The following is an 11,007-nucleotide window of genomic DNA, read 5'->3' on the forward strand; positions in this document are numbered from 1 at the left end:
TCTCCTCGGGTACGCGTCAGACGCCCACGTGGACATGGGCGGCCCAGGCGGCCGGGTGCGCGGGCCGCCGGCTGCGCAGTTCCCGTACGGCTGCGTGCAGGGCGTAGGGGCAGCGGCCGCTGTCGAGGTCCGCCGACCCGCCGGACGTCAGCGTGTCGTAGACGGTGGCGGCGACCCGTGGGCCGGAGGCGTCGGTCATCTCCCACAGGGTGCCGACCACGTGCCGGTAACCGGCGAGGACCAGGGCGTTGGCGACGGTGAGGCATTCGTCGGCGAGCGGTGGGCCGCCGCCCGAGGTCGAACAGGCCGAGGCGTAGGCGAGGTCGGCGTCCGCCAGGTCGAGCCGGGCGATCCGGCGCAGCGGCAGCGGCCCGTCGTACAGGCGCAGGGCGCCCTCGCCGGGCTTGTTCCGGTCCTGCTCGCCGTGGCAGGCGAAGTGGACCCAGGGGTGGGCGGCCACCAGTTCCACGACCTGCTCCACGACCGCGTCCGGTCCGACGAGGTACCGCCCGTCCGGCCTGAGCTTCTTGAGCTGCTCCAGCTCGCGCCGGGCACCCGCCAGCGGCCGTGCGCCCGGGGTCGTCGGCAGCGCCACGACCAGGGGCGCCCTGTTCGCCGGGGAACGCGGGGCACGCGCGCGTCTGCTGTGCACGAGGGCGCGCAGGGTCGGGGTGTACGACGACACGACGAGGTCGAGCGCACCGGTACCCGTCCCGTCCTCGGCGTAGGGTCCGGCGGCGTGCAGGGGCAGCAGGGTGAGGAGGCCGGTGGGACACCACCACAGCCGGGGTGCGGGACGGTCGGCCGCCGCTGGTTCCGTGCACCCGATCGCGGTCAGCACCGGTTCGGCGACCGCGGTCCACAGCCAGGCGAGGGTGCCCAGGATCTCGCGTTCGGCGACCGTGAGCAGGTGGTCGTCGGCCGTCGTGTCCGCGGCCGTGCCGACGGCCTGCAGGAAGAGGTCGGTGCGGCGGTTGACCGCCGACCGGGTCAGGGTGGGCAGCGGCACGGCGGTGACGGTGTCCGCCGTGACCACGAGGGCGTCGCAGCGCAGTTCGCTGACGTTGACGAGGACGACCGGGCCTTCGCGGCCGACGGTGAGGAGATCCGGCAGGGCCGGTGGCCGTTGGAAGCCCTCCTGCCCCGGCAGGGCGCGGATCTCACACAGGACCTCCTCGCGCCTGCGGGCGAGTTCGGCCCATGCGCCGGCGTCCTGGGCCGCCGTACGGCGTGCTGTGCCGTGCACGTCACCGGAGCCGGCCTCGGACGGGCGTTCCAGTTCCCTCGTCAGCTCGGCATAGGTGTCCGCGAGGGCCGGATGTGCGGAGCGCAGGACGTCGAGGGAGGACGTCGCGTCCAGGGTCTGTGCCAGCAGTACGCCGCGGCCGTGTTCGAGCAGTTCCACGGCCCGGTCCGCGTGGCCCTGGGCGATCGCGCACGCGGCGGCGTCGCACGCCACACCCCCGAACTCCGAGAGCAGTCGCTCCCGGTCCGGCCGGCCGAGCCCGCGCCAGGCCACCTCGTCCAGGAGTTCCACGGCACGGGCGAAGTCCTCGCCCGCCGCCGGGACGTCACCGCACCGCAGGGCCAGTCGCCCCGCGCTGACGGCGGCCCGGGCTCGGGCCGGGGGCGCGGCGGTCGGCGTGTCGTACGCCGCGCGATAGTGCCGTAGCGCCTCGGCCCGGTCCTCTGCGCTGTCCTGGTAGTTCAGCCGGATGCGCAGCGCCTCGCCCAGGGTGAACCGGACCGCCGCCCATGCCGAAGTGCGGGGAATTTGCTCCGCGAGTTCGCGCAGCCGCTCGATCGACTCGTCCAGGGCCGCGGGGTCGGCCGTACGGGCCGCGTGGTCGACGCGCGCGCCGGCGGCGCTGACCCATTGGGCGTGCCGGTCGGGGTCGTCCGCCGCCATGGCGGCGGCGGCCCGCTCGTGGATGTCCACGGCCTCGGCGAGACGGTCGAATCCGCCGCTGAGCTCGCTCCACGTGCGCAGCGCCGAGCCGAGCGTGCTGAGCAGCTTGCTCCGCAGCATGGAGTCCGCCGGGGCCAGTTCGGCTCCCTCCCGCAGTACGGCGACGGCTCGCTGCGCGATCTCGGGGTCGGCGGAGAACTCGGCCAGCCGGAACAGGGCACCGCCGAGGTTGTGCCGGTGCCCTGCCGCCTCCGGATGCCCGTCGCCGGTGAGGCGGACCGCCTCCATGAGCCGGTCCACACCCTCGCGCAGGGCCTCCGTGTCGCCGGTGCGCTCGTACCGCCGGGTGAGCGCGTTGCCCAGGTTGGACAGCCGGGCCGGCCGGGACTCCGGGTCGTCGGTGTGGTCCACGGCGATGCGGTAGCTGCGCAGCGCCTCGTCGAGGGCCTCGTCGTCGTCGGCCCGCTCATGGCGTTCCAGGAGCGCGTTGCCGAGGCTGTCGGCGCACCAGGACCTGATCATCGGTTCGGTGTCGGACGGCAGTTCGGCGAGGGCGGTCCGCAGGACCGTGACCGCCTCGTCGGAGGCTGCCAGGTCGCCCGCGCGGATGCCACGCGACATGAGGATGGTGCCGAGGTGGATGCGGGCGTGGATGTCGTCGAGTCGGGTACTGCCTGGCGGCTTCCGGTCCACCGCGGCTTGCAGCAGAGCCCGGGCACGCTCGAAGTCGGCCGGGTCGCCGTCGAGTTCGTAGCGCCGCTTGAGGGCATCGGCCAGGCCGGTGCGCAGGCCAGGTTCCGGGGCGTCGCCGAGGCCGGCCGGCAGTTCTCGCTCCAGCGCGGCGACGGACGCGTCCAGGGCGGTGCGGTCGCCCGTGCGGTCGTACTGCCGGCACAGCAGCCCGGTCAGCAGGGACACGAGGGCGGTGCGCCTGCCGTCGTCGTCCGGGCCGGCGCCGTCCGCGTTACCGGGGGGCGCGGTGGGCCGGAGGACGTCCAGGGCTTCGTGGAGCAGTGCCGGGTCCCCGGTCCGGCCTTCCGGGGCGAGCGCGAAGAAGCCGCCGGGCGGCAGGTCCGGGCCCGGCGGGCCGTCCCAGTCGAACCAACCGGTGTACCTGCTGACCACCATGGCGGCCAGCAGGAGACCCGGGACACGGTCCGGGCCGCCGGACGGGTCCCGGACGGCGGCGATCCGCACGGCCACCCGGCAGTGGGCGATGGCGTGGTCGAGATCGGCCGGGTCACGGGTGCGGCCGTGGCGTGCCCGCAGCGCGTGGACGAGGGTGAGACGGGGGCCGGGATGTTCGTCGGGGTGTGCGTCGGCCGGCAGCGCGGCGTCGAGGAGTTCCACCGCCTCGTCGAGGGCGGTCTCGTCGCCGTCGTCCAGGAAGCTCTGGTACAAGGCCTGGCCGAGAATGATCCGGCTGCTGTCGAGCCGGTGGGGGGAGCGGCTGGGCTCGGTCGCCCGCAGGAGCCCGATCGCCTCGTCGAGGGCTTGCCGGTCGGGGCTGTGGCCGTGGCGGCGGCTCAGCATCTCGCCGAGGGAGATGTGTACGTCCCTCAGCGCCTCGGAGTCGTCGTCCAGCTCCCGCAGCGCGGTGCGCAGGAGACGGATCGCGCGGTCGACGTCGGCGACGGCGCCCGTCCGTCCGGCCAGCTGGGCGGCGAGCAGGCCCAGCCCCAGGATCAGCGGTGGCCCGTCCGGGTCCGGCGGCCTCGCCGCGAGCGCCTCCTCGTGGACGTCGAGTGCCTCGCCGGCCGCCCCGTCGTCGCCCCGCTCGCCCAGCGCACGCAGGGCCTCGGCCAGGCCGGTCAGCCACTCGGCGCGGAACGGGTCGTCGGGCGGGGCCTCTCCCACCGCGGCCCGCCGCGCGTCGACGGCGGCCCGTACATCTGCCGTGCCGCCGTCTCGCTCTGCGCGCCGCAGCAGGGCGGCGCCGAGGTTGGACAGCCGCAGGGCGCGGTCGTGGCTGCCGGGTTCCGCGGCGCCGGCGGCGCGGCGGAAGGCGGTGACGGCGTCGTCGAGGCCGGTGCCCCCCGGGTGGAGCTCCGCCCGGGTCACATGCACTTGGCCCAGGTTGTTGAGGGCGATGCCGCGGTTGCCGTCGTCCCCGGCGGCGCTCGCGGCCGCCTCGCTCAGGGCTTCGGCCGCCTCGCCGAGCTGTGCCATCGCCCCGGTCGACGCGGCCGCGGCGTGCAGGACGGTACCGAGCCCGGTGAGGCAGGCGGTACGGCGGGGGCCGGGCCGGGCGTACCGGAGCGCCCCGCGCCAGAGGCCGATCGTCCCGGCCAGGGCGTCCATGGCCTCGGTCTCCTGCCAGACCCCGAACAGCGTTCCGGTGAGCTGGTCGTAGACGTCCTCCAGGTCGCCGAGGTCCGCCGCGTCCGGCCTCTGGGCGAGTACAGCGTCGAGGAGGAGGTCGTACAGCGGTGGCAGCGTCCATCCGGACACCCCGTGCAGATGGACGGCGAGACCGAGACCGAGAGCGTGTTCCTGCACCGCCGCCCGTTCCGCCGCCCCGGGCACGCTCTCCAGTGCACGGGCCCGAACGAAGCAGGCCCAGGCCGCAAGGTGGGCGGCCGCGACGTCGACCTCGAATCCCGTGCCCGGCCGTACCCCGACGGTGAGCGCGCGCACCAGGCCGATGTCCTCGGCGCACGCGGGATCGAAGAGCTCGGACGCGTCGCCGCTCCGCATGGCCAGGGTGAGCCGCTTGCCCAGATCGGTGAGTAGTCGTTCGCGATCCTTGCGCTCGGTCATCCGGCATGTCCCCGTTCGGTCCCCCCGGGCCCGGACCGGCCCACCCACACCTGAATGGTAACGCTGCGTCATGGGTAGTCAGCCATGCGTCAGTTGGCGTATTCATGGTCCCAACCGCCGCCTGCACGCCCGTGGGAGGAAATCGATGGCCCCGCTCGACGCCGAGGACAAGGACCAGGCCCAGCAGGCTCTGAACAGCTTGACCGAGCCGGACCCGGACACCGGGGAACGGCTCACCCTGACCGCCGAGCAGTGGCGTCGGCTCGGCAACCATCTCGCGGAGTTGCGGAAGGCCGGGGAGCGGGGCGACACCTCCGGGTTCCGCTTCCACCTGGGCAGGATCGAGGTGCTGTCCCGGCGCGTCTCGGAGGTGCCCGGTCCGGCGGAGCTGCCCGCCCCGCCGGAGCTCGTCGAGGAGCGCAACACGCTCGTCACCGGCCTGGATCTGGTGCTGGAGCCGGGACGGGGGTCCGGAACCGGTGATACGTCGAGTCCCGACAACCAGTAAGCCGGCACTGCTCGTGGTCTGCTTCGCGCCCGCTCGCGCCGGGTCGGAGGCGGCGCATGCCCGCCTCGGCACGCTGTGGCGGGGCTGCCGCGCCCTCGGCATGACAGGGGCGCTGCCCGGCGCGGCCGTCGGCCCCGAACTGCCCCCGGGGCCGTACGCCGACTCGGGGTTCCGGCTCGTCGCCACGGCGTGCCGGCCGCTCGGCGGCGGCGAGGTGTACGTGGCGTTCGTGTTCGTCGAGCACGATGTGCTGGGCCTGGTCGCGATGCTGGCGCCGAACGCCGACGGCGGCACACTGGCCGACGGCTGGACCGCCCTGGGTGAGCAGTGGCGGAGCGCGGTGCCGGATCCCACGACGCCCTCAAACGAGGAACTCGGTGAAGTCCTGCTCTACCAGGCGCTGTTCCGGCGGGGCCGCGAGACGACGGCGGGCCGTCTGGACGCGGCGGTGCGTGCGGCGCTGCCGGTCGCTCCGGGCTCCCTGCGTGCGGGGCACGACCGTACTCGGGACGGCTTCTATCTCTGGGAGGCCGCGGACACCGATGCCGTCGCCGTCCACCGAACCCTGGCGGTGCTCGCCCCGGACACGGCGGAACGGGCGCTGGACCGGTGGGTGTGGGCGACGGCCGGGCACAGCGGGCTGATGCCGTTCGCCCGGTACCTGTTGCACGCGGCGAAGGTCCGGCACGCGGCGCGGGTGCACCGGGCGTCGGCCGCCGCCGACGAACTCGTCGCGTCCTCCGACGAGGCGGTGCGCTCCGTGCTGACCGCCGTACGCCCGCAGGACGCCGGCTGGGCGCCGTCACTGCCGGACCTGTCCCGGGCCCAACAGCGGCTGGACGCCGACCGCCTGCTTCCGACGGGCCTGCTCTGGCGGATCACCCGGCTGCGTCAGCTGCGGCGGAACGTCGACACGGCACTGGAGAACATGAGGCGCCATGTCCCCGAGGTCCGCCGGTACGGCGAAGGGCCCACGCTGTTCGCCCGCGACAGCGGGGCCGCGCAGGCCCTGGCCCGCCAAGTGGACGGAGACCTGGTCCATTTGGAGGCAGCGCGGGAGCGGGCGGACGCGGCGCGCGCGGTGGTGGCGGAGGCTGTCGACCGTGCCGTCCGCGAGCACCGCGAACGCATCACCCTGATCCAGACGTCCGTGCTGAGCGCGGTCGTCACCGCCCTGACCACCGTGCAGGCCTTCACCTACCGGCTGCCCGTGCCGGCCGCGTTGCAGACCTGCCTCGTCGCCCTGTCGGCGGCATTGGCGTTCGCTCTCCCGCTGGTGCTGCTGCGCTGGATCGGCGGGGTGCCGGCCGGTGCCCCGTACCGGTGGGTGGACGCGCTGGCGGGCGGCGCGCTGGGGGCCACGGCCACCTGGACGGCGGTCACACTGGCCGCCCGGCTGGCGGGGTACGGGGTGGCTCCGCCGGGGGTGAGCGTGCCGGCGGCGCTGGGGGTCGCCGCCGGGGTGTGGGTGGTCACGTGGCGGAGGGGGCGGACCGGATGAGCGAGCCGATTGCCTCCGTGTCCGCCGGTACCCGACCGGCCGGACGCGGGCGGCCCCCCGCGCCGCGGTTCCGGGCCTTCACGGCCCGGGATCTCGACGCGCTGGCGAAGCGCGCCGGGCTGTCCGCCATGGACCGGCTGTCCCTGCGGGCAGTGGCCGCGGTACTGCCCTTCCGCACCAACTCCTATGTCGTGGACGAGCTGATCGACTGGTCGCGGCCACTCGCCGACCCGGTCTTCCGCCTGACCTTCCCGCAGCCCGGCATGCTCTCCGCACCCGAGCTGGCCCGGATGACACGGCTGGTGGCCGGGCAGGCCCCGCCGGCCGAGGTGCGGCGGGCCGCGAACACGGTCCGGGCCGGGCTGAATCCGCACCCCGCCGGACAACTCGACCTCAACAGCGCCACGTTGGACGGCAGGCCGGTGCCGGGGGTGCAGCACAAGTACGCCGAGACCGCGCTGGTGTTCCCCCGGCAGGGGCAGACCTGCCACGCCTACTGCACGTACTGCTTCCGCTGGCCGCAGTTCGTCGGCGAGCCGGAGCTGCGGATCGCGACCGACGATGCCGACGACGCGCTCGCCTACGTACGGGCCCATCCCGAGATCACCAGCGTGTTGCTGACCGGCGGCGACCCTCTGGTGATGACGGCCGAGGTGCTGCGGCGGTACATCGAGCCGCTGCTGGAGATCGACTCGGTGCAGTCGGTGCGGGTGGGCACCCGGGTGCTGACCTTCTGGCCGTACCGTTTCGTCACCGATCCGGACGCCGACGCCCTGCTGCGGCTGTTCGCCAAGGTGGTCCAGCGGGGGCGGCACCTGGCGGTGGTGGTGCATCTCACCCATCCGCAGGAGCTGCGGCCGCGGATCGCGCACACCGCGCTGCGCCGGATCCTCGACACCGGTGCCGTCGTGCGCTGCCAGGGCCCGGTGGTGCGCGGCATCAACGACGACCCGGCCGTGTGGGCCGAGCTGTGGAACACGGTGACCCGGTGGGGCGCGGTGCCCTACTACCAGTTCGTGGAGCGCGACACCGGCCCCCGGGACTACTTCGCGGTGCCGCTGGTCCGTGCCCACGAGATCTTCCGTGACGCCTACGCCCAGGTGTCAGGGCTGGCCCGGACGGTCCGCGGACCGGTGATGTCGACGACCGCGGGCAAGGTCTGCGTCGACGGCGTCGCGGACGTCACGGGTACCCGGCTCCTCGCCCTCCACCTGGTCCAGGCACGTGACCCGGACCTGGTCGGCAGACCCTTCTTCGCCGCGTACGACCCCACGGCGACCTGGTTCACCGACCTGCGCCCGGCGTTCGGGGCAAAGGAGTTCCTGCCGGGGCTGAGGGCCTCCTGACAAGCAGAAAACCCCACATGAAGTGGTGTCTCAGCTGGTGTCCGAGGGGGCACTTGAACTCTCCACTCGGGCATCCGCCCACTAGCTGACTGACCTGCGAAAACGTACCCTCTCGGCGCCCTTCGAGGCTGTGCGGGTTGGTCATGCTCACCTGCTGTTTCTGCCCGTTCCCGACCGCTGTTGGTCATGCGTTGGTCACGTGGCCAACCCGTTCGAGAACCACGCCCACTCAGTCCAGGGATGCCAATGCACCTGCTATCAGGGAACGTGCCGCAGCTCCCCGCGCGGCCCCCTGAGAGAGTCGGTCAAAGGCTCGGGCGTACAGCTCGACCTGGCTGGGCTGCGTGAGGGTGGCGGCAGCGTCCAGCGTGTCCGCGTGCACTCTGGTGTCGTCGAAGATCGTGGAGGTGGGCATGGGCCACATGGTCCGTTGCGTCGACAATGGGACGATCCCTACGGCGACCGGGTTGGCCACCTTCCGGCGAAGGTCCTGGGCGGCGAGGCATGGGACGGGATTGAGCCAGCCTGATCAACTGACAGCCGCCCTGCTTCCAGATCTGATTCACAGAAAAACCACAGATCTTGCGATCGGCGCGGCTGGTCCCCGGATCCCTGAATCCCCGGCGACAGGGCGCCTTCGCGCCATCCCTGCGGTCACCTCTTGCCCCACTGGTTCAGACCATGGGTAAGGTGGCGTGGCCGTGGGCGATTGGATCAGACCAACCATTCCGCGTCACGGCTGGCCACACGCACCGGGGGGAGCGTCTGTACCGGCACGCCCCTTCCCTGCTGCGTTCGTTCACGGAGGGGGAATCCTTGCGCCGGTCCACATCAGCCGCCGCTCTCGCTGCTGCCGTCGCCTCTACCGCAGTAGTGGTCTGTACGGCGCTGCCCGCGTCAGCCGCCACGTCATACGTCCACAACGACTGCACCGCCAGTGACACCAGCAATCCGACCCACTGCTTCCGCATCAACTTCAACTCACGGTCGGAAACAACTCTGCAGTCCCTCAGCGGCTGCCTCGCGACCCGTCATTCCCGATCGAACGAGGACAGCTACTCGCCCAATGGGGCGTCCGTTGTCCGGTTCGAGTTCGGCGCCTTCCCCTCGGACGCATATCACGGCATGCCGCATCCCTGCGACGACAGAGGAGCAGGGCAGGCCGTCTACCACAACGCGGCCTCGGCGTGGAACCAGGACCCCTACGCCGCGTACACGGTGTACGCCAAGACCGGTTACAGCGGCACGAGCAAGTACTACCCGAAGGCGGACGGCTACGCCCGCAACCTCGGGTCTGGCCTGCAGAACAGCAATAGCTCACACAAGAGGAGTTGAGGATCATGCCGACCACACGAATGAGGGCGGCCACCCTCACCATCGCCGCTGCCGCCACCGCGGCCGTGTTCACCTCTGCGTGCAGCGCCTCACACGACGACTCAACCGGAGGCAAGAGCCGGCAGTTGGTGGCGCAGGCGATGGTGCTGCCGGACGCGAAGGTCCGCGCCACGTGGCCGAAGGCCCAGGTGGATCGGGGCCTGGCGAAGGGGATGCGGCTCCCGCTTCAGGACTACATGATGGCCTCCTCCGACGTCGTGGACGTGGAGAACGCCAGGGACCTGGTCAAGCAGCAGTGCATGCAGCACCTCGGCCTCAGCTTCACTCCCGAGCCGTCCGGTCTGAATCCCGCAAGCGCGTACGACGCGATGAACATGAAGCGCCGCTACGGCATAAGCGACCGCACCGAGGCCGCCCGGCTCGGCTTCGCCGCACCGCAGGACCCCGAGGACGACACCCAGTCCGAGGACGCCGAGTTGGCCAAGGAGGACGCGGAGTCTTCCGTTTCGGGGTGGGACACGGCGATGAACGACACCTGCATCCCGGAGGCGAACAACAAGGTCGGCGTCCTGTTCGAGACCGACCTTTCCGGGGATCTGGCGTCGCAGTCCTACGAGGCGACCAGCACCCGGCCCGCCGTCAAGGCCGCGCTCACGTCATGGTCCTCGTGCATGAAGAAGCATGGCTATCAGGTCAAGAGCATCGACGACGCCGAGGGCCGGTTCGCCACACCGAAGCTGCACGGTCTGAAGCCGGCCAGGGACGAATTTGCGATGGCCACCGTCGACGTGGACTGCAAGCAGGCCGCGGACCTCGTGCCGGCCTGGTACCAGGCCGAATCCGCCTACCAGAAGAAACAGATCACCTCCCATCTGAAGGAGCTGCAGGCGGAGAGGGCCCACAACCAGAGGCTGGTCCAGAAGGCTCATGCCGTCCTCGCCGCCGCCGCCACTCGCTGACGCCCACTGGGACATACCGTGATACCGAGCAAAAGGACGGTTCTTGGCTGGCTGCTGGCCGCCGCCGTCGTCGTCGGCGGAACCGCCTGGTATGCCAGGACCCAGATCAACACCGACCCGGCACCCGTCTCCCAGAAGGCGGAGGTCGAGGTCACCCAGTACGACACCGAAACCCGCCACGGGCAGCTCACGGCAATCGCCGAATACGTCGTCCACAACACCGGGCACGCCCCCGCCACCTACGTGATCTCGTTCGACTTCGGCGGACCTGACAAGACGGTCCGGCAGCACGTCCTCCCTGGTGGCACCTACACCGGGACCACCACCGTGCCGTGGGACAAACAGGACGCCTTCACGGGAGTCCGCGTCCGCGACGTCCAGAAGGTTCTTGACGGGTCGTAACCGACCCTTTCCCCCGTCGACCGCCGCCCCCTTTCTTCCGATCTCCCCTGTATGTAGTCGAAGGAGGGGCGCGGCGTTTTGTCATGCCCATTATTGCGTTGCACCAGGGAGGGGACGAGTGTGTTGAACGTACCCAGACCAGCCCGTCAGAGCCACGCGGTGGTCGCGTGCCTGGCGGCCATGGCGATCATGACCGGCCTCGTACAGGGCGCGGCGTTCGGCAACACTCCATGACTTGTCATGCCCGCCTCGCACCTGGTGCGGGCTGCCACGGGCACTCCACCCAT

Annotated in this window: 7 protein-coding genes and 1 pseudogene; 6 read left to right on the forward strand and 2 right to left on the reverse strand. The window is 72.0% G+C overall.

Going from position 1 to position 11,007, the window contains the following annotated elements; genetic code table 11:
* Nucleotides 1-16: 16 nt before the first annotated feature.
* A complete protein-coding gene (locus AB0N16_RS20010) occupies nt 17-4,669 on the reverse strand; it encodes a CHAT domain-containing protein (protein ID WP_365798389.1) in 4,653 nt (1,550 codons plus the stop codon).
* Between the two features lie 145 nt (nt 4,670-4,814).
* On the opposite strand from AB0N16_RS20010, the gene AB0N16_RS20015 reads away from it, so the two are divergent.
* Genes AB0N16_RS20015 through AB0N16_RS20025 form a run of 3 tightly spaced genes read left to right on the forward strand, consistent with a single transcriptional unit; the run spans nt 4,815 to nt 8,024 of the window.
* Nucleotides 4,815-5,177: a CATRA system-associated protein gene (locus tag AB0N16_RS20015; RefSeq protein WP_365798391.1), complete on the forward strand. Its 363-nt coding sequence runs from the start codon at nt 4,815-4,817 to the stop codon at nt 5,175-5,177.
* Nucleotides 5,149-6,678 carry a CATRA conflict system CASPASE/TPR repeat-associated protein gene (locus tag AB0N16_RS20020; protein ID WP_365798393.1) on the forward strand — a complete coding sequence of 510 codons (1,530 nt, stop codon included), beginning with the start codon at nt 5,149-5,151 and terminating at the stop codon, nt 6,676-6,678. Before AB0N16_RS20015 ends, AB0N16_RS20020 begins: the two co-directional genes overlap by 29 nt.
* On the forward strand, nt 6,675-8,024 hold the full coding sequence (locus tag AB0N16_RS20025) for a lysine 2,3-aminomutase (RefSeq protein ID WP_365798395.1): 1,350 nt from the start codon (nt 6,675-6,677) through the stop codon (nt 8,022-8,024). Before AB0N16_RS20020 ends, AB0N16_RS20025 begins: the two co-directional genes overlap by 4 nt.
* 229 nt (nt 8,025-8,253) lie before the next feature.
* Here AB0N16_RS20025 and AB0N16_RS20030 read toward each other — a convergent pair.
* A pseudogene (locus AB0N16_RS20030) lies at nt 8,254-8,487 on the reverse strand (Scr1 family TA system antitoxin-like transcriptional regulator); the annotation flags it as partial.
* Between the two features lie 662 nt (nt 8,488-9,149).
* Here AB0N16_RS20030 and AB0N16_RS20035 point away from each other — a divergent pair.
* The 3 genes from AB0N16_RS20035 to AB0N16_RS20045 are packed head-to-tail and all read left to right on the forward strand — an operon-like array spanning nt 9,150 to nt 10,720.
* Nucleotides 9,150-9,359 (forward strand): hypothetical protein, encoded by a 210-nt coding sequence (locus tag AB0N16_RS20035; RefSeq protein WP_361334949.1) that lies wholly within the window; start codon nt 9,150-9,152, stop codon nt 9,357-9,359.
* A 5-nt stretch (nt 9,360-9,364) separates the two neighbouring features.
* A complete protein-coding gene (locus AB0N16_RS20040) occupies nt 9,365-10,318 on the forward strand; it encodes a hypothetical protein (RefSeq protein WP_365798397.1) in 954 nt (317 codons plus the stop codon).
* 18 nt (nt 10,319-10,336) lie between these two features.
* The gene (locus AB0N16_RS20045; protein ID WP_365798399.1) at nt 10,337-10,720 is read left to right on the forward strand and encodes a hypothetical protein; all 384 of its coding nucleotides are present in this window, start codon (nt 10,337-10,339) and stop codon (nt 10,718-10,720) included.
* Nucleotides 10,721-11,007 lie beyond the last annotated feature (287 nt).

Source organism: Streptomyces sp. NPDC051105 (genome assembly GCF_040682795.1).
GTDB lineage: Bacteria > Actinomycetota > Actinomycetes > Streptomycetales > Streptomycetaceae > Streptomyces.